Consider the following 18,277-nt stretch of genomic DNA (forward strand, 5'->3'; position numbering starts at 1 on the left):
AAAGAAATTCCTGATATATTTAATTCAGTATAAATAACTAATGGGGCGATTCGTTAACACCGCTACGGAAATACACTCCGCTTTCCGCGGGGAGCTGGTGAGCCTCCTTCGTGCTGAAAAGCGTGTGCGCCTGCGTCTTCCAGTAATGCTTCGAAGCGGGCTTTCTCGGCGCAAGGGAACTAGGAAGTATATTCAAGCAGTTCCCTCACTACGTAGTCTCACCGATGCTCTTCTTCCCGCAGGACAAGGAACGCTTCGGCAGCGAAACATCGCACGCAGAAAAAAGTGGTCTTCTTTTTTCAAGGTTTTTTCAAGGTGTCTCCGTGTATTTCCTCCGCTATGCGTCTGCTCTACTTGTATAAACAAGAAATATGATGTTTTAAAATTATAACGGTCTTAAAACGTAATTCCTAGATATATTAGCTCAAAGTAATCTTGAGCGCCTATTTAAGTGGAGGAAGAATACGGAGACTCCTGTGGGAATAGCACGTGTCCGAAGACCCCGCAGGAAGTGGTTTTCTTCCGAGGAGGCTGAGGCCGTGCCCGCGGAAAGCGAAGTATTCTGCCGGAGCGAATGATCGCACATATCAAACATAAGTGTGAGCGAGAGCTACACTATTCTGAATTAAAGTTATCAACAGTCTATATAAAATGCACAGAACTTAAGAAAAGAGCATTATAATATTTGCTCCGATGAAAGGGTGACTTATGTTTGAAAATTTTTCGTTATTTTATAGCCGTATTATTCATAATTATTGGAATCTTGTTAGTTTTGGCTAATGTTGGGGCAGTACAATTTAATCTTGGAAATACTTGGAAGCTTATCTACTCGATATTTTTCGTTGTTATTGGATTGAAATGGCTAGTTGATTTTTTAATGAAAAAAGGTGGGAGTTGGGTTTTTGGTTCGTTCTTTTTGATATTTGGCTCTCTGCTACTTCTAGATTGGTTCCATATCATTTACTTCACGTTTTGGGATGTTTTTAAACTATGGCCATTATTAATTGTTTATATTGGGGTTATGCTGATATCTGGAAAATCACACATTGTCATTGAACATAAAGGAAAGCGTTCAGGAAAAACGAAGGAAAAGAAATATGGTAACTCCGTTTTTACAGTGGGAAGTCATGAATATAATAAAGAAAATTGGAAAGTCCAGCCAATGAGTTTGCGAACCCTTGCAGGTGATTTCTATTTTGATTTTACAAAGGCTTTTATACCGGAAAAGAACATACCTATTACGGTGAATAGCTTTGCCGGAGATGTAAATATCATTATGCCTGAAAATGTTGCATTTCGGGTGGAGGCATCTGTAAATGCGGGGGATATTGAGGTGTTAGGACAGACAGCAGATGGTATTAATAGAACTCTAATATATGAAACGGATGATTATGATGATGTTGAGCGGAAGATAGATTTTAAGATTCATTTAAAAGCTGGATCCATTCGAGTTGATCAGGTGTAAGGGGGAAGGGAAGTTGAAGGGAAGGTTTTCTAGTATTCGTTATGTTTTTATACGTTCTCATCTTTATGGGGTGTTTTTAACCGTCGTTACCTTATTAGCTATTCTCCTATCAGTATATGTGTTATTTCATCCAGAGTGGTTGTCTGTACAAAGTATCTTTTTGTTTATTATCTTATATATTATATTATCCGTTTTTATTTCTTTATTTATTGGGTTCCAAACGAGTGGTTCTCTTAAATCACGTTTAGATGCGATGTCTGTACTAATCACACAATATGCGAATGGAAACTATGAATCTTACATTCAATCAATCGATGACGATGAATTCAGTAGGATTACAGAAGAGTTGAATGAGTTAGGAAAAAAGCTGCAAAGCCAAGTGAAATCGTTACAGCGTATGGCAGATGAAAAAACCGATTTTGCCAAATCGGCACATAAAGCGGCTGTCATAGAAGAACGACAGCGTATTGCTAGAGATTTACACGATGCAGTAAGTCAGCAATTGTTTGCACTTACAATGATGTCAGAAGCAGCTGGCAAACAATTAGCAAAAAATCCTGAATTAGCCAAATCTCAAATGCAAGATGTAACACAAGCGGCAATGCAAGCACAAACGGAAATGCGTGCGTTGTTATTACACCTTCGACCTGTCCATTTATCTGGGGATTCGTTAGCAAAGGGGATACACAAATTAATTGCTGAATTAAAACAGAAAAGTCAAATGAAGTTTGATGTAGTAATACCGGAGGATTTAGTACTTTCGGAAGCGATTGAAGAACACGTATTTCGAATTATTCAAGAATCATTATCCAATATTTTACGTCATGCCCATGCTACAGAGGTGAATTTAGAGATAACCACTCGCACAAAGGAATTGTTTATTCATATAAGGGATAATGGTAAAGGATTTGATATTAGCAATGATTCTGAGAGGAAAACTTCTTACGGATTAAAAACGATGCGAGAACGTAGTGAGGAACTTGGTGGGACATTCACTATTCGTTCCAATAAAGATGAAGGTACATATATTGATATTCGCATACCATATAAAGATTAAAAGGGAGATGTTATTAAGTGATACGTGTGCTCGTTGTCGATGATCATGAAGTGGTTCGAAAAGGAATAGTTGCCTATTTGCAGACAGAAGACGACATTGATATTGTTGGCCAAGCATCAAGTGGTAATGAAGGTGCTGATCTTATATTACAGCTGAAACCAGATGTTGTATTAATGGATCTTATTATGGATAATGGAACTGGAATTGAAGCAACCAAAAAAGTGATGGAAAGTTTTCCGGCTTGTAAAATAATTATTTTGACAAGCTACTATGATGATGAACAAATATTTCCTGCTATTGAGGCTGGTGCATTTAGCTATATTTTAAAAACTTCCTCTGCAATAGAAATCATTCAGGCAATAAGAAAGGCTGTTAAAGGGGAGAATGTGATTGAACCGAGAGTAGCTGGAAAAATGATGTCAGGTTTTCGTGGTGAGCAGAAGAAACCACATGATGATTTGACTGAGCGTGAAATGGAAGTATTATTGTGTATTGGTAATGGGATGACAAATCAGGAGATTAGTGACAAACTATATATAGGAATTAAAACGGTGAAGACACATGTTAGTAATATTCTATCAAAGCTAGAGTTACACGATCGCACGCAAGCAGCGGTGTATGTACATCGAAATCATTTGATGAAATAATGCAAAGGTTGATTTGCAGCGTCAACAGTTATTTATAGTAATCTAGTTGTATTAAGAAATTCTCCTCGTGTATAATACAAGGGTAGTAAATCTTTGAGAAGAAAATAGAGAGAGGAATCTAATCGATGGGGAAATTAACCAAAAAAGCAGAGAATTTATTAATACTAGCATGGGCCCAAGCTTTTATTGCAATGGCTGGAAGTTTGTTTTACTCTGAAGTAATGGGTTATATCCCCTGTGAACTTTGCTGGTTTCAGCGTATTTTGATGTATCCACTAGTTGTTATATATGCCGTTGCAGCTATCAAAAAAGAAATTAATATTGCGCTGCCAGGGCTTGTTTTTAGTGGTATCGGCATGTTCGTATCTGCTTACCATTACTTAATCCAAAAAGTACCAGCATTTCAGGAGATGGGGGGGGCCTGTATTGGTGGAGTGCCTTGTAATGTAGTTTACGTCGACTACTTAGGGTTTATTACTATCCCATTTCTAGCTTTAACTGCTTTTACCATTATCTCCATTTTACATGTGGCACTTTTAATCAACACTCGGAAAAACAAAGGAGGAAATAATTAATGGGCAAAAAAATGATAGCTATAGTAGGATTCATTGTTGTTTTAATGATTGCATTATTCTTTGTCGTTCAATATCAAAATAAACAAGCATTAGCAGATAATCCATATGGTACAGATGATTTGGATCAAGCGACTATCGATCAGTTGGATGATCCAAATTATGAAAATCAAATATTGCCGGACGAACTTAACAAAAAAATGGAAAATGGGGAAGAAGTAACGGTTTATTTTTATAGTCCAACTTGTGTCTATTGTCAAAACACAACACCATATTTAGTACCCTTAGCGGAAAAAAATGGAATTGATATGGTGAAATATAATCTATTGGAGTTCGGTCAGGAAGCTAGGCCGTATGCTATTGAATCAACCCCAACATTGATTCATTATGAAGAGGGGGAGGAAGTAGCTAGAATCGTAGGTCAAAGACCGGAAGAAGAATTCCAAGCATTTTTTGATGATTACGTCTTAGATTAAGGCTCTCTTCAACAATTAGTTTCTTTTTAGAGATACACTTTATTTTACATCGCGTTAGCTAACTGAAGTTTCTTCTCCTTCAGTTAGCTTTTTTTGTTTTCTTCATCTTGATGGATAAAATATGCTGTTGTAAACGGTATGTCGCCGTGATAGGCAGGTTTTTTATTTGAAAGAATTTGTTGTGCTAATTCAAACCGGTGCGATTGCTTCCACTTATCATAATCTTTTACTGATTTCCATTGGCTTAAAATTACATACTTATTTCCTTTCTCAGGTTTTAAAAATCGAAATGCTTGTAAACCAGGCATTTTATCTAGAAGATTATTTTTTATACGGTCTTCAAATACTGCCTGGTCATCATCTGTAACTGGAATTGTTTGCATAACAATATAGCCTTCTTGAATCATAATTCCTTCATTCTTTAGGATTTCATAGGTGCGTCCAGAACTAAATATTTTTTTCTTTTTTTCTTCATAATAGGCTAATGCACCAGAGCTGTTTGTCATTAGGTAAAACGTAATACCTGTGTGTGTTTCAATTATTTTTTGGAGGAAATCTAATGTTCCGTTAGTCATATAAGCTTTCATGAAATCATCCTTCCTTCTCTTTTATCTCCATTTTACCCTATATGATTGCTAATAAAAATTATTATAAAAAGAATATGTAACAGAGGTGTTATAATTTATAATTATTATCAAATAATATATAGTATTTATTTCTTCCTTGATTGCAAAAAATGTCGTATAATACTCTTTAGTGACTTCTTCAGAAATACTTTCTATAATTAGTAAAGTTTTGTAGATAAGTAATCTAAGTGGTTACTATTTCCCAGGCAATACAGCGAGTGTCGTGAGTGTTTTATTAGGAATAGCAATTATTACTTATTCCGATGATTCATGGACTAAACTTGAAGAAACAGGGTTGGAAGCGGTAGAATTAATTTGTTGAAGTAAATAATGCATGAAAAGTCAAATTAGTCAATTTCGTGACAATAATCCATTATAACTACACTTTTTTTGTCGTTATATTATAGTAGTTATAGTAGAAACAGCTAAAGGATGAAAAACTATGTCAAAAAAACTAAATGATACAATTATTAGGGCATATAACGGAGAGGAAACCGATTATATTCCTGCGTGGTTCATGCGTCAGGCTGGACGTTCACAGCCAGAATATCGTGAACTGAAGAAAAAGTATTCCTTGTTCGAAATTACCCATCAACCAGAACTATGTGCTTATGTGACACGTTTACCGGTAGAAAACTATGGAGTGGATGCTGCGATTCTTTATAAAGATATTATGAGCCCACTTCCTTCATTAGGAATAGACGTTGAAATAAAATCTGGAATTGGTCCTGTTATTCATAACCCAATAAGGAATATTCATGACGTTGAAAAGTTAGGAGAAATCAACCCGAAAGCTGATGTTCCATATGTCTTGGATACGATTCGTCTCTTGACGGAGGAGCAGTTGGAGGTTCCTTTAATTGGTTTCAGTGGTGCTCCGTTCACGTTAGCTAGCTATATGATTGAAGGTGGTCCTTCAAAAAACTATAGTAAAACGAAAGCGTTAATGTATCGTGAGCCTGAAACATGGTTTGCGCTAATGGATAAATTAGCTGATATGATCATAACGTATGTAGAAGCTCAAGTTGAATCAGGTGCACGTGCGATTCAGATTTTTGATTCTTGGGTTGGAGCTTTAAGTGCTCCTGATTACCGCATATTTATTAAACCTGTTATGACTAGAATACTTTCTGAATTACGTCAACACCAAGTCCCGTTAATCATATTTGGGGTAGGTGCACGACATTTATTGCTTGAGTGGAATGATTTGCCGGTTGATGTCATTGGTCTTGACTGGCGCACTTCTATTACGGAAGCCCGAGAACTAGGTGTTACGAAAGTAATTCAAGGGAACCTTGATCCTACGATTTTATTAACAGAATGGGAGACTATTGAAAATCGTACCAAAGCTATTTTAGATGAGGGATTAGAGAAAGGGAACTACGTGTTTAATCTGGGGCATGGTGTAACACCAGATATTAAACCAGCAACATTAAAAAAATTAACTGAGTTAATTCATCGATATTCACAGAAATGAGAATTCATAAAGAGGTGCTTTAAATGAGTAAAAAGAAATTAGGATTATTAGTTATGGCTTATGGTACGCCATACAAGGAAGAAGACATTGAACCTTACTACACACATATTCGCCATGGTAGAAAACCAGAACCAGAGGCTTTGCAAGATTTAAAAGATCGATATAAAGCAATTGGAGGTATATCTCCTTTAGCTAAAATAACGGAAGAACAAACAAGAGCTTTAGAAGAAGCGTTAAATTCTAGTCAAGATAAATATGAATTTAAGGCTTACATCGGTTTAAAACATATTCACCCTTTTATTGAAGATACTGTACATGAAATGGCGAAAGACGGAATTAAGGAAGCTGTCTCTATTGTATTAGCACCACATTATTCTACATTCAGTGTGAAATCATATAATGAGCGTGCAACCAATGAAGGGGAGAAGCATGGTATTGCCATCCATTCTGTCCAAAGCTGGTATAACGAATCTGGCTTCATTAAATTCTGGGCAGATGGAGTTAAGAAAATCTATGCAGAAATGTCCGATGAAGAGCGTGAAAATGCAGTCCTCATCGTGTCAGCACATAGCTTACCAGAGAAAATATTGCAAAATGGTGATCCATACCCAGATCAATTAAAAGAAACAGCTGACTTAGTTGCAAAAGAAGCAGGTGTTAAAAACTATGCTCTAGGCTGGCAAAGTGAAGGAAATACTCCTGATCCATGGTTAGGACCAGATGTACAAGATCTAACTCGTGAATTATATAAAGAAAAGGGATATCGTTCATTTGTATATGCACCAGTAGGATTTGTAGCAGATCACTTGGAAGTTTTATATGATAATGATTATGAGTGTAAAGTAGTTTGTGATGAACTAGGTGTCAACTACTATCGTCCAGAAATGCCAAATGTTCATCCACAATTCATTAATACTTTAGCTGAAGTTGTATTAAATACTGCAAAGAGTGAAGCGTAATGAAACATAAAAATATTGTTATTGTAGGCGGCGGGATCACTGGATTATCCGCTGCTTACCATTTACAAAAGACAATTAATGAAAAACAACTTCCTTACACATTGAAACTTATAGAAGCAAGTGATCGCTTCGGCGGAAAAATTGAATCGTTAAAGCATAATGGATATACAATTGATAAAGGTCCAGATTCTCTTTTAGCCCGCAAACCAGCTGCCGTAAATTTTGTAAATGAATTAGGGTTACAGGACCAAATGATTAGAAATGCAACAGGGCAGTCTTATATATTAGCAAAAAGTAAATTACATAAATTACCAAAAGGTACCTTTATGGGGGTACCAAAAGAAGTAAGTGCTTTATTATCCTCAGGAATGATTTCTTTCAATGGAAAACTACGAGCCCTAGCTGATTTGGTATTGTCAAAGAGTAAGAAAAAAGGAGACCAATCTCTAGGCGGATTTATGCGTCATCGCTTTGGAAATGAAGTAGTCGATGCGCAAATATCCCCATTACTATCTGGGATTCATTCTGGTGATATAGACGAGATGAGTCTTATGGCGACCTATCCGAATTTTTACCAATTGGAACAGAAATACGGAAGTGTAATGAAAGGCCTGCAAAAAAGCATGCCGAAAGCAAACAAAAAAAATAAGTCAAAACCAGTAAGTATGTTTTTCTCTTTTAAAGATGGTTTAGAAACGTTGGTCCGTCGCTTAGTAGAGATTTTGGATGATGAGATGCTCCAAGTGAATACAGCGGTTGATCATATTGAGAAAAAGGATGACGGTTATCATGTTTTGTTAGGAAATGGAGAAGTATACAAGGCTGATGCTGTTATTATGGCAACGCAACACGATGCTGTACCAAAAGTATTTAGCCAGTATGAATTCTTTAAAACTTTGAATGACATTCCCTTAACTTCATCTGCAAATGTTGTACTTGCTTTTGATAAAACAGTGATAAAAAATAAAGTCGAAGGAACTGGCTTCCAAGTAGCTCGCAACAGTAATGATTATCGTATTACCGCGTGTACTTGGACCAACAAAAAATGGCCGACTACTACTCCAGAAGGGAAAGTGCTCTTACGATGCTATGTAGGAAGGCCTAGTGACCAGGACATTGTTGACTTATCAGATGAAGAAATTATTAATATCGTATTAAAAGACCTAAAGAAAACGATGAAAATAAAAGGAAAACCTGAATTCACACTTGTTACACGCTGGAAGAATTCTCGCCCGCAATACACAGTTGGACATTTGGACCGAGTGAACAAGGTGAGAGAGAATGTGTTGAATAGACTACCAGGAGTGTATTTAGTCGGGAGCTCGTACGATGGTGCAGGTATACCAGATTGTATCAGTAACGGCGAAAAAGCAGCTCTGGATGTATTAGGATATTTAAAATAATTCAAAATTGACCTTGAACATTGCTTATGTTTGGGGTCTTTTTGTCGTATTGAAGAAGAGGTAGGTATTTGGGGGAGAAGACAGTGGGTTAGCCAAAGACAAACAATAATTGAGACTGGGAGAACTAAAGAGTCTAATTCAAAAGACGACCACAATTCACACAAAAAGCGAGTATATTTCCGGAGCGGTTATGCCCGAACATATATCAATTAAACTTCTTTTGCCCCAGCCTCTCCTTAAACAGCTACTTATTCATAACTCTTTTCTAATTCTTTAACGAGTGAACCGACATAGTCAACAGCTAACTTGATTGCATCTGGTTTAGACATGTCGACACCGGTTTTTTTAATCAAATCAAGTGGTTTTAAGGTGCCACCTGATTTAAGAACGTCAAGCCACTGATCCACTGCAGGTTTACCTTGTGTTTGAATTTTTTTAGATACTGCAGTTGATACTGTCAAGCCAGCAGAGTATGTATATGGATATAGTCCCATATAATAATGTTGCTGGCGCATCCATGTTAGCCCATCTTCCTCGTCGATTTGAACATCTTCGCCCCAGAAGTTTTTCAAAGCCTCCAGCTTTTGTGTGCATAGTACATCTGCAGTTAATGGAATGCCTTTTTCAGCTAGATTATAAACTCTACGCTGGAATTCGCCTTCTAATAAATGGGTAACAAAATTATGGTAATAAGTACCAAGTAATTGTGTAATAATCCATCTGCGCATACGTTTATCTTTGTGTTTTTCCAATAAGTGATTTGCTAGTAATAGCTCATTGATTGTTGATGGGGCCTCCACAAAGTACATAGAAGGCCGAGTATTCATTAATGATTGATTTTGACCGGCAAGATAGAAGTGACCTGCATGCCCTAATTCATGAGCTAAAACAAAAGCTCCACGCATTGTGTCGGTCCAAGTAATTAAAATATAGGGATGAACCCCGTATGGACTGGAACAAAAGGCACCATTCGCTTTTCCTATATTATTCGCTAAGTCTACCCAGCGTTCATTTAATGCTTTTTCCATTATTTTGGTATACTCTGGTCCCATTATGTTTACTGCTTCAAGTATAGTTGATTTTGCTTCTTCAAAAGTTGTATTTGGATTAAAACTAGGATCTAAGGGTGCTTTTAAATCATAAAAGCGCATGACATCTAGACCTAATTTTTCTTTCTTTAGACGAGCTAATTTACGCATATGTGGAGCGAGTTCTTTTTGGATAATATCTAACTGATTATGATACATTTGTTGGGTTACTTGCTGGGAAGAAAGCAGCATGTCTGTAACCGAATCGTACTTTCTCAAACGTGATAATGTAACTTGTTTTGACACCTCGGTAGAATATGTCGCTGCGAAAGTATTCTTATATTGACTTAGCGTTTTTGTGAATGAATGATAGGCTTTTTCTCTTATGCTTGCATCCTCTGATAACTCATAACGATCTTCGTAAAGTGGTGCGGACATTGGTAGTTCTTCTCCAGATTCTGTTTTAATAGAATCAAACGTCATGTCAGATACTTTTGCGCGTTGATAGATCATGTATGGCGCATTATGTACTTGTCCTAATGCGGCAAGTGTTTCTTCAACCTCAGGTAGAAGTGTATGGGGTTTTTCTTCTGATAAATCAGTGAACATCTTGCTATATTCTTTTAGTTTAGGTTCTTCTTTTTGAAAACGCATTATCACTTCATCGGATAATGTTAATAATTCTGATTGAAAAAAAGAAAGTTTGGCGCTTATTTCCGCTAATGCAGATGATACTTTTGCAGAGTCTCGTTGATTATTAGGGTCTGATCCATCAGCACTGGAGCGTAAGTTAGCATAAGTCGCAATACGGATAAGTTTTTGTTGATAAGCCTCCATTTCCTTTATTGCCTCTAATAAGATGGTAGCACTGTTGTTTAATTTTCCTTTATATACTGTAAGGTTATCGACTTCCTTTTGGATGGTTTCCAACTGAGATTTCCAGGCTTCATGTGAAGGGAATAAGTCTGTTAAATCCCATTTTAGTTCTTCTGGAATCTCATTTCTTCTACGGCTTTGTGCAGCTAAATCTGTCATCATATTCTCCTCTCAAAGATATATTTCGTTACTCTAAATAATTATAATACAAAAAGGCACTTTTCGTATATCTAGTTGTTTTTAAACATCGTAGTTGATAGAAACTCCTGATCTATTTAATTATGAATAGTGTAGCTCTCGCTCACACTGATGAAAGTTTTGTGCTAGGATTCGCTCCGGCAGAATACTTCGCTTTCCGCGGGCACGGCCTCAGCCTCCTCGCGGAAAGACCGCCGCTGCGGGGTCTTCGGACACGTGCTATTCCCGCAGGAGTCTCCGTATTCTGCATCCGCTAAGATAGATGCAAAAATATTTTTGAAATCATAACTCATCGAAACACGTTTAAGAACGTTCTTTTATTCTTATAAACAACATATTTTTTGTTTATACAAGTAGAGCAGACACAAAGCGGAGGAAATACACGGAGACTCCTTGAAAAAAGAAGACCACTTTTTTCTGCGTGCGATGTTTTGCTGCCGAAGCGTTCCTTGTCCTGCGGGAAGAAGAGCATCGGTGAGACTACGTAGTGAGGGAACTACTTGAATAATCTTCCTTGTCCCTTGCGCCGAGAAAGCCCGCTTCGAAGTATTACTGGAAGACGCAGGCGCACACGATCTTCAGCACGGAGGGGGCTCACCAGCTCCCCGTGGAAAGCGTAGTGTATTTCCGTAGCGGGAACAGAGCGCTATTCTGAATTAAAGATATTCGATCTTTATATAAAATATGGGACAGCCTAATAAAAAGTAATCATGGAATGTTTTGGTAATAAATGAAAAAATGAAAAAATACAACTACTTAATTAGCAGCTGTATCAATAATATCGATAGGAAGGAGTAGATTGTTACATGAAATTTTTTGTTATAATAGTTGTTGTATAACATACTTTTAAAATTGTTTTACGATTTATTATCTTGCTGGATGATCGCACTCATCACAGACATTGCCGTAGCAGTCGGCTTTTTCGTGGATTACTCCACCGCATTCAGTGCATTGCTTTTTCGGTAAATTTTTAAAAAACTCAAGAACGTTGACCATGTTTGTTTCCCCCTTGGTAAGTTAATGTACTATTATTGTATTATAACAGTATTACTTGTGTCAATACTGTTTTATAACATTTTTTAAAAAAATAGGAGTGATATTATGAAATTAACAGTTATTGGTTGCTGGGGTGGCTATCCTGCCAAGGATGGAGCTACTTCTTCCTATCTATTGGAAAAAGATAATTTCTCCTTGTTGATTGATGTTGGAAGTGGCGCATTGTCAAAACTACAGAAGTATAAACAAGTTGCTGATATCGATGCAGTTATCATTTCTCATTATCATCATGATCATGTTGCTGATATTGGTGTTTTGCAATATGCAAGATTAATTGAGTATTATGTAACAGGAAAAAATGCTGTATTACCCATATATGGACATGATGGAGATAAAGAGGGGTTCGAGTCACTTAGTCATACTTATACAAAAGGAGTAAACTATGACCCAACGAAAACATTGGAACTTGGTCCCTTTTCTATAACATTCTTAAAAACAAATCATCCTGTTCCATGTTATGGAATGCGTATTACGGATGGCGAATCCGTAATCGTATATACAGCAGATTCTAGTTATCAGGAAGAATGGGGAAGTTTTGCTAAAGAGGCTAATTTACTTATTACAGATTGTAATTACTATGCCGGTTTAGATGGTTCAAAGGCTGGGCATATGAATAGTGAGGAAGCAGGAAAAATAGCAGCACAAGCAAATGTTGAGTTATTAATGCTTTCACACCTTCCACAATATGGAGAAATTTCTAAACTAGTGAAAGAAGCGAAACAAAAGTTTGATGGTCAAATTAAATTGGCAAGAGAAGGGTTCGTATGGAACGGATAAGTAAAAAGTGCAAAAGTGTTAATCTTTGAATACCAATAATTTTTGGTTTAAACTATTATAGGGAACTATTTTATAGGAGGTTATGATTTGAAATTTATTGATAATAAAGGGATTACAGACCCAATGGTTAACTTAGCTATCGAAGAATATATTTTGGAAAACTTTGGTGAAAAAGATACATATTTACTATTTTATATTAATAAACCATCTATCATTATAGGTAGAAACCAAAATACGATTGAGGAAATTAACACTGACTATGTTGACGAAAAAGGTATTAAAGTTGTACGTCGTCTATCTGGTGGAGGAGCCGTTTACCATGATGAACAGAATTTGAATTTTAGTTTTATTACAAAAGATGACGGTGAGAGTTTTCAAAATTTTGCTAAGTTCTTGCAGCCAATTACTAAAGTGTTGAATAAGTTAGGAGTTCCTGCTGAATTACAAGGACGTAATGATGTTGCGGTAGAAGGTCGTAAAATTTCAGGAAATGCTATGTTCTCCACCAAAGGCCGCATGTTTAGTCACGGTACATTAATGCTAGACTCTGAACTAGAAGAGGTTACAAAAGCATTGAAAGTGAAAAAGGAAAAAATTGAATCTAAGGGGATTAAATCAATTCGTAGTCGTGTAGCAAATATTTCAGAATTTATGGATGAAAAAATCACGATGCAAGAATTTAAAGAGGAAATATTAAAAAATGTGTTTGATGTAGAAGATATTAATGACGTTCCTGAATATGTGTTAACAGAAGACGATTGGAAGAAAATCTACGAGATTTCTGAAAAAAGATATCAAAAATGGGATTGGAATTATGGCAAATCACCAAAATATAATATTCAAGAATCATATAAATTTCCTGCAGGTTTAGTTGATGTGCGTTTGGATGTACAAAAAGGGGTTATTGAAAATTGTAAGATTTTCGGTGACTTCTTCGGGGTAGGTAATATTAAAGAATTAGAAGCAAAATTAACTGGTATACGACATGAACGACAAGCAATAGAAGAAGCATTAAAAGATGTGGAAGTGCCACATTATCTAGGAAAAATTTCTAAAGACGATTTTATCGGACTTCTTTACTAATAGGAAACAGCTCATCTAGTATTGATGGGCTGTTTTTCATTTGTTTAGGCTCTTTTCGTATAGTTTGTTGCTTCTTGAAGTTGTATAGTTGATAGAAATTGTTGATATATTTAATTAAAAATAGTTAGCTCTCGCTTACACTTATGAATATTTTCTGCTAGGATTCGCTACGGCAGAACACTTCGCTTTCCGCGGGCACGGCCTCAGCCTCCTCGGAAGAACCCCACTTCCTGCGGGAAGAAGAGCATCGGTGAGACTACGTAGTGAGGGAACTACTTGAATAAACATCACTGTTCCCTTGCGCCGAGAAAGCCCACTTCGAAGCGATACTAGTAGACGCAGGCGCACACGCTTTTCAGCACGAAGGAGGCTCACCAGCTCCCCGCGGAAAGCGGAGTGTATTTCCGTAGCGGGGGTTAAGCAGTATTCTAAATTAAATATTCACAGTCTATACAAAATGTAAGGTAAGGTAAAGTTGTGTTAAAAAGCAACAATCTTTTAGAAAAGAGCCGCTGTTTAAGTAATATTGGATCTTAATACATTCTTTGACTTGCCACAAGATCAGATCGAAATTCTCTTCATAATGAAAGTGCTGGCATAATGTGAGCGGAAAATCAATATTATGACATAATTCTTTATGATATGGCAGCGCTTTCTCTTGAAATGTAAAAGAAAATAATTTATACTTAAAAAAGTTAAAAGATTGTAAACATTGTAGTATAAAAATGAGTGAGTATTCATTCAAACTAGGGGGATTAAAATTGAATTTAAGTGAGCAGTTGTCGGTTGTAGCTAAAGAGCAGTCCAAGAAACCAGCTTATATTTTTCAGGACAACGAAACTTCTTACATGGAATTGGAAGGAGCCGTAAGTAAAGTTGCCTCTCAGCTTAGTAATATGGGCATTCAGAAGGGAGACCATATTGCGTTAGTATTAGGGAACAGTCCATACTATATTATAGGTCTGTATGGTGCTTTACGGGCAGGGGCAGTTGTCATTCCGATTAACCCGCTTTATACCGAGAATGAGATTTCGTATATTTTGAAAAATGGTGATGTTAAGGCAGTCTTCACTATGGATGTATTATTGGATAAGTTTGTTGGAATTGCTGAAGAGCTTCCTATGGTTAATCATGTTATTTCATGTGAGAGTAATCCAAATCTGCAATTGGAACAATATCCATTTGCTTCCAAAATTATCACGTTCTCTGAATTAATAAAGCATGGGGATGTTAGTTTTAAAGGTCCTAATGTAACAGAAGAAGATGTAGCCATTATCTTATACACTTCAGGGACAACGGGTAAGCCCAAAGGTGCTATGCTAACACATAAAAATTTATTTTCAAATGCCAAAGATGTAGCAGATTACTTAACAATTAATGAGAACGATCGTGTTATTGCAGCCCTGCCGATGTTTCATGTTTTTTGTCTTACAGTAGCTTTGAACGCGCCATTAATGAATGGTGGTACCATCCTAATATTACCCAAATTTTCGCCTCAAGAAGTATTTAGAATTGCAAATGAATATGAAGCTACTGTTTTCGCAGGAGTACCTACTATGTATAATTTTCTATTACAAGCAGCGAAAACAAATAGTGAAGCCACTGCTACTTTTAATAGTATTCGTTTGTGTATATCAGGAGGAGCCGCAATGCCAGTTGCGTTATTGACAGCATTTGAAGAAACATTTAATGTGACGATTTCAGAAGGTTACGGACTCTCCGAAGCATCTCCGGTTACATGTTTCAATCCACTGGATCGACCGAGAAAGCCTGGTTCCATTGGAAGAAATATTAGTAACGTAGAAAATAAAGTAGTTGATGAGATGGGAGAAGAAGTTCCAGTTGGTGAAGTTGGAGAGCTTGTTTCTAGGGGACCAAATATTATGAAAGGGTATTATAAACTTCCAGAAGAAACAGCAGTTGCTTTAAGAGATGGATGGTTATATACAGGTGATATGGCTCGGATGGACGATGAAGGTTACTTTTATATTGTAGACAGAAAGAAAGACATGATTCTTGTTGGGGGGTATAATGTTTATCCAAGGGAAGTTGAGGAAGTACTATATTCGCATCCCAATGTTACTGAAGTAGCTGTCATAGGTAGTCCGCATCCAGAACAAGGGGAGGAAGTACTTGCTTTTGTAGTAAAAGATGATAACGCTTTAACAGAAGCGCAGCTTATTGAATTTTCACGTGCCCACTTAGCAAAATATAAAGTTCCTTCTCAGATAACTTTTTTAGAAGAATTACCTAAAAATACTACAGGTAAAATCCTGAGAAAAAATCTTAGAGAATTGATTAATCAATAAATTGGTAAAAACATTCATCAAAACAGGCGAATAAAAATCCGAACTCTAATTGTATTAAAGTTCGGATTTTTACTATGAAAAGGTTCTTTTGGTAATCTGGCTTTTGTGATATATAAAAGTATGTTTAGTGACTTTATTTGCTTGAATTATTAATAGTCAAGAGTTGTATTCTTACCTCCTGGGATGTATGAAAAAACTAATAAATAGGTAAAATAAGGAAGAGGAGTTGGTGGAAATGGACAATCAGAATCCAGAGTTAGATACATTCACAATATTAAATCCAGACTTTGTAGTTGATAGTAATGGAACTCGTATGAAGAGAAGTGGAGATGATGCGGAAAAGGAAGAGCCAGAAAACAGCAAATTAAAAGTGGAATAATCTTGTTTTTTAAATATTTTGTGTTTTTGCTGTCTTTTTTGGTCGGAATTTGTTAAATTAGGGCTAAGCTACTTTCTTTTTATTTATAATGAAAGGAAGGTTGAATTGAAAACAGATTTTGAAGCCTCTTTTTTTGAGATTAATCCATTTACATTGGCCCTTATTGCTGAGCGAAGTTTCGATAATGAAGTTATTACTAAAATTTATGATGAAGATACAGATTTCATTGTAGATAAATCCCCATACCAAATCATTGATGAAGCGTGCAAACTATTTGGCTCAAGTCTAAAAGGTAGACAGGAAGGAACCAAAGATATATCTGGTATTTCTCACAAAACACCCATTTCTATTGATCCTTCAAGTGGAATGTATTTTTTTCCTACAACATCTCCAAAAAATCCTAAGTGTTCCTGGATAGCCCATTCTCATATCGATGAACTAAACAAGCTGACTAATCACCATACAGAAATAATTTTTAAGAACACGAGATCCATAAAACTTAATATTTCTTACGGTACAATACTCAATCAGGTGCAGCGTACGGCTCAATTTCGTTATTTATTGGATAGAAGACTTAAGTATTTGCAACGCTTGCAGCATGAGGTGGTTGCAGAGCCTTCTTCATTAGATTTTGAATAATTATTTCTACTTTTTTTCGGATGGCAGGATTAAAATAATTTCTTTTCTCTTCCCGCCCTTGACAGGTGAAAAGAAAAGAAGAGAATGAGTCGTTTTTATTTAAGTTGACTACTTGAATGTTTTTTCTCATCATTATCTTTCGGAGTTGTCTTCGTTCATTAATCGCCATGGAAATCATTTTTTCTAAAAGTTCAATATAAGGCTCTTTAATTTTAAATTTACCATTTTGCATGTATATAATATCTTGTTTTAGCACAACGATAGCCATGGACAGGAACAGGAATCTTGTAGCAATTTGTAATTCCTCATCATTAAGATAGCGCATGAAAAACCCTCCTGAATAGAACATTTGTTCTTTTTATGCTATTATATGATAAAGTGAAGTGAAAATACAACATAATTATAAATTTTTTAGTAAAATGAAAAGAAAGTAGCTTATATCAGCTTAGAATTATGCAATTGTCATGATTTCATTTAAAATGAGGGTATGTATATAATTATGTAACCTCTAATAGGACAAGATTCTTTATATGAATGAGGAGATATTAACTACATGCAGACCATTACCTTTTCAAATTGGCAAGCTATGCTTAAGCAAGAAGGTGTAGAAGAAGTTATTCTGCAGTTATTGGATCAATACGAGGGTTTGGGACCATTACCAGGATTCTTCCTTCCTTTTGTTGAAGCATTCCTGCCATTCTTACCATTAATTGTATTTGTTATAGCAAATGCTGCTGCATACGGCTTGTTTGAAGGATTTTTATTATCCTGGCTAGGTGCTAGTTCTGGAGCTATCACTGTATTTATGATTATACGGCATTTAAGGAATCGAAAATGGGTCACAAAAATTCGGCACACCAAACAAGTAACAGCTGTAACCACTTGGGTGGAGAAACACGGATTTGGACCGCTGTTTTTATTGCTTGCTTTTCCATTTTCTCCTTCTGCAGTAATCAATGTCGTAGCTGGGTTGTCCAAGGTAAGTGTTCAACAATTCGCTTTAGCTGTTCTATTAGGAAAATCGGTAATGATATTTTCCATTTCCTATGTTGGCTCAAGTATAATGGAATTTGCTGAAAATCCGATGAAAACTATTATTGTACTTATTATTATCGGATTGTTCTGGATGATAGGAAAACTTATTGAAAAACGGTTGCAGAAACGAATGGAGCAAGAAGAAAAGTTGAAAATTGGAGAATCAGACAATCAGCTATAACTGAGCTTCTGCCTTTGGTAAAATAGAAGGTAGA

Annotated in this window: 18 protein-coding genes; 14 read left to right on the forward strand and 4 right to left on the reverse strand. The window is 36.2% G+C overall.

Annotation, left to right across the window (positions count from 1 at the left end; genetic code table 11):
• The first annotated feature begins 712 nt into the window (after positions 1 to 712).
• From liaF to D8M06_RS14555, 5 genes are all read left to right on the forward strand, one after another.
• A complete protein-coding gene (gene liaF, locus D8M06_RS14535; protein ID WP_121205166.1) occupies positions 713 to 1,465 on the forward strand; it encodes a cell wall-active antibiotics response protein LiaF in 753 nt (250 codons plus the stop codon).
• 13 nt (positions 1,466 to 1,478) lie between these two features.
• The gene (locus D8M06_RS14540; protein ID WP_121205168.1) at positions 1,479 to 2,522 is read left to right on the forward strand and encodes a sensor histidine kinase; all 1,044 of its coding nucleotides are present in this window, start codon (positions 1,479 to 1,481) and stop codon (positions 2,520 to 2,522) included.
• A 17-nt stretch (positions 2,523 to 2,539) separates the two neighbouring features.
• Positions 2,540 to 3,169 (forward strand): response regulator, encoded by a 630-nt coding sequence (locus tag D8M06_RS14545; RefSeq protein ID WP_121205170.1) that lies wholly within the window; start codon positions 2,540 to 2,542, stop codon positions 3,167 to 3,169.
• Between the two features lie 125 nt (positions 3,170 to 3,294).
• On the forward strand, positions 3,295 to 3,744 hold the full coding sequence (locus D8M06_RS14550) for a disulfide oxidoreductase (protein ID WP_121205172.1): 450 nt from the start codon (positions 3,295 to 3,297) through the stop codon (positions 3,742 to 3,744).
• Positions 3,744 to 4,217, forward strand: a complete 474-nt coding sequence (locus tag D8M06_RS14555; RefSeq protein ID WP_121205174.1) for a thioredoxin family protein — start codon at positions 3,744 to 3,746, stop codon at positions 4,215 to 4,217. Before D8M06_RS14550 ends, D8M06_RS14555 begins: the two co-directional genes overlap by 1 nt.
• Positions 4,218 to 4,300: 83 nt before the next feature.
• On the opposite strand, the gene D8M06_RS14560 is transcribed toward D8M06_RS14555, so the two are convergent.
• A complete protein-coding gene (locus D8M06_RS14560) occupies positions 4,301 to 4,804 on the reverse strand; it encodes an antibiotic biosynthesis monooxygenase family protein (protein WP_121205176.1) in 504 nt (167 codons plus the stop codon).
• A gap of 481 nt (positions 4,805 to 5,285) precedes the next feature.
• Here D8M06_RS14560 and hemE point away from each other — a divergent pair, with 481 nt between their 5' ends.
• The 3 genes from hemE to hemY are packed head-to-tail and all read left to right on the forward strand — an operon-like array spanning position 5,286 to position 8,682.
• Positions 5,286 to 6,320, forward strand: coding sequence for a uroporphyrinogen decarboxylase (gene hemE, locus D8M06_RS14565; RefSeq protein ID WP_121205178.1), 1,035 nt, complete (start codon positions 5,286 to 5,288; stop codon positions 6,318 to 6,320).
• A 23-nt stretch (positions 6,321 to 6,343) separates the two neighbouring features.
• The gene (gene hemH, locus D8M06_RS14570; protein WP_121205180.1) at positions 6,344 to 7,279 is read left to right on the forward strand and encodes a ferrochelatase; all 936 of its coding nucleotides are present in this window, start codon (positions 6,344 to 6,346) and stop codon (positions 7,277 to 7,279) included.
• The gene (hemY, locus tag D8M06_RS14575; RefSeq protein ID WP_121205183.1) at positions 7,279 to 8,682 is read left to right on the forward strand and encodes a protoporphyrinogen oxidase; all 1,404 of its coding nucleotides are present in this window, start codon (positions 7,279 to 7,281) and stop codon (positions 8,680 to 8,682) included. The genes hemH and hemY overlap by 1 nt, the downstream gene beginning before the upstream one ends.
• Before the next feature lie 248 nt (positions 8,683 to 8,930).
• Here hemY and pepF read toward each other — a convergent pair whose 3' ends face one another.
• Together pepF and yhfH are read right to left on the reverse strand one after the other, a co-directional pair.
• Positions 8,931 to 10,745 (reverse strand): oligoendopeptidase F, encoded by a 1,815-nt coding sequence (gene pepF, locus D8M06_RS14580; protein WP_121205185.1) that lies wholly within the window; start codon positions 10,743 to 10,745, stop codon positions 8,931 to 8,933.
• Between the two features lie 906 nt (positions 10,746 to 11,651).
• Positions 11,652 to 11,780 carry a protein YhfH gene (yhfH, locus tag D8M06_RS14585; RefSeq protein WP_121205187.1) on the reverse strand — a complete coding sequence of 43 codons (129 nt, stop codon included), beginning with the start codon at positions 11,778 to 11,780 and terminating at the stop codon, positions 11,652 to 11,654.
• Between the two features lie 105 nt (positions 11,781 to 11,885).
• Between yhfH and D8M06_RS14590 the strand changes: the two genes are divergently transcribed.
• From D8M06_RS14590 to D8M06_RS14605, 5 genes are all read left to right on the forward strand, one after another.
• Positions 11,886 to 12,617 carry an MBL fold metallo-hydrolase gene (locus D8M06_RS14590; RefSeq protein WP_121205189.1) on the forward strand — a complete coding sequence of 244 codons (732 nt, stop codon included), beginning with the start codon at positions 11,886 to 11,888 and terminating at the stop codon, positions 12,615 to 12,617.
• A gap of 87 nt (positions 12,618 to 12,704) precedes the next feature.
• Positions 12,705 to 13,700 (forward strand): lipoate--protein ligase, encoded by a 996-nt coding sequence (locus D8M06_RS14595; RefSeq protein WP_121205190.1) that lies wholly within the window; start codon positions 12,705 to 12,707, stop codon positions 13,698 to 13,700.
• A 761-nt stretch (positions 13,701 to 14,461) separates the two neighbouring features.
• Entirely contained in the window at positions 14,462 to 16,009 is a 1,548-nt protein-coding gene (locus D8M06_RS14600; RefSeq protein WP_121205192.1) for a fatty acid--CoA ligase family protein, read from the forward strand.
• 235 nt (positions 16,010 to 16,244) lie between these two features.
• A complete protein-coding gene (locus D8M06_RS19875) occupies positions 16,245 to 16,388 on the forward strand; it encodes a hypothetical protein (protein WP_158591797.1) in 144 nt (47 codons plus the stop codon).
• Positions 16,389 to 16,493: 105 nt separating this feature from the next.
• Positions 16,494 to 17,027, forward strand: a complete 534-nt coding sequence (locus D8M06_RS14605) for a competence protein ComK (RefSeq protein WP_121205195.1) — start codon at positions 16,494 to 16,496, stop codon at positions 17,025 to 17,027.
• Here the strand turns inward: D8M06_RS14605 and D8M06_RS14610 are convergent.
• Entirely contained in the window at positions 16,963 to 17,352 is a 390-nt protein-coding gene (locus D8M06_RS14610) for a YhjD family protein (protein ID WP_121205197.1), read from the reverse strand. The two genes, D8M06_RS14605 and D8M06_RS14610, sit on opposite strands and share 65 nt — an antisense overlap.
• 228 nt (positions 17,353 to 17,580) lie before the next feature.
• Between D8M06_RS14610 and D8M06_RS14615 the strand changes: the two genes are divergently transcribed.
• On the forward strand, positions 17,581 to 18,243 hold the full coding sequence (locus D8M06_RS14615) for a TVP38/TMEM64 family protein (protein WP_121205199.1): 663 nt from the start codon (positions 17,581 to 17,583) through the stop codon (positions 18,241 to 18,243).
• The last annotated feature ends 34 nt before the right edge of the window (positions 18,244 to 18,277 follow it).

It is taken from the genome of Oceanobacillus halophilus, assembly GCF_003628505.1.
Classification (GTDB): Bacteria; Bacillota; Bacilli; order Bacillales; family Amphibacillaceae; genus Oceanobacillus; species Oceanobacillus halophilus.

Bases quoted from the DNA above. Each gene is read 5' to 3' on its own strand.
- D8M06_RS14550 (WP_121205172.1), top strand. From the start codon at position 3,295: ATGGGGAAATTAACCAAAAAAGCAGAGAATTTATTAATACTAGCATGG.
- D8M06_RS14555 (WP_121205174.1), top strand. From the start codon at position 3,744: ATGGGCAAAAAAATGATAGCTATAGTAGGATTCATTGTTGTTTTAATG.
- D8M06_RS14560 (WP_121205176.1), bottom strand. From the start codon at position 4,804: ATGAAAGCTTATATGACTAACGGAACATTAGATTTCCTCCAAAAAATA.
- hemE (WP_121205178.1), top strand. From the start codon at position 5,286: ATGTCAAAAAAACTAAATGATACAATTATTAGGGCATATAACGGAGAG.
- hemH (WP_121205180.1), top strand. From the start codon at position 6,344: ATGAGTAAAAAGAAATTAGGATTATTAGTTATGGCTTATGGTACGCCA.
- hemY (WP_121205183.1), top strand. From the start codon at position 7,279: ATGAAACATAAAAATATTGTTATTGTAGGCGGCGGGATCACTGGATTA.
- pepF (WP_121205185.1), bottom strand. From the start codon at position 10,745: ATGACAGATTTAGCTGCACAAAGCCGTAGAAGAAATGAGATTCCAGAA.
- yhfH (WP_121205187.1), bottom strand. From the start codon at position 11,780: ATGGTCAACGTTCTTGAGTTTTTTAAAAATTTACCGAAAAAGCAATGC.
- D8M06_RS14590 (WP_121205189.1), top strand. From the start codon at position 11,886: ATGAAATTAACAGTTATTGGTTGCTGGGGTGGCTATCCTGCCAAGGAT.
- D8M06_RS19875 (WP_158591797.1), top strand. From the start codon at position 16,245: ATGGACAATCAGAATCCAGAGTTAGATACATTCACAATATTAAATCCA.
- D8M06_RS14610 (WP_121205197.1), bottom strand. From the start codon at position 17,352: ATGCGCTATCTTAATGATGAGGAATTACAAATTGCTACAAGATTCCTG.
- D8M06_RS14615 (WP_121205199.1), top strand. From the start codon at position 17,581: ATGCAGACCATTACCTTTTCAAATTGGCAAGCTATGCTTAAGCAAGAA.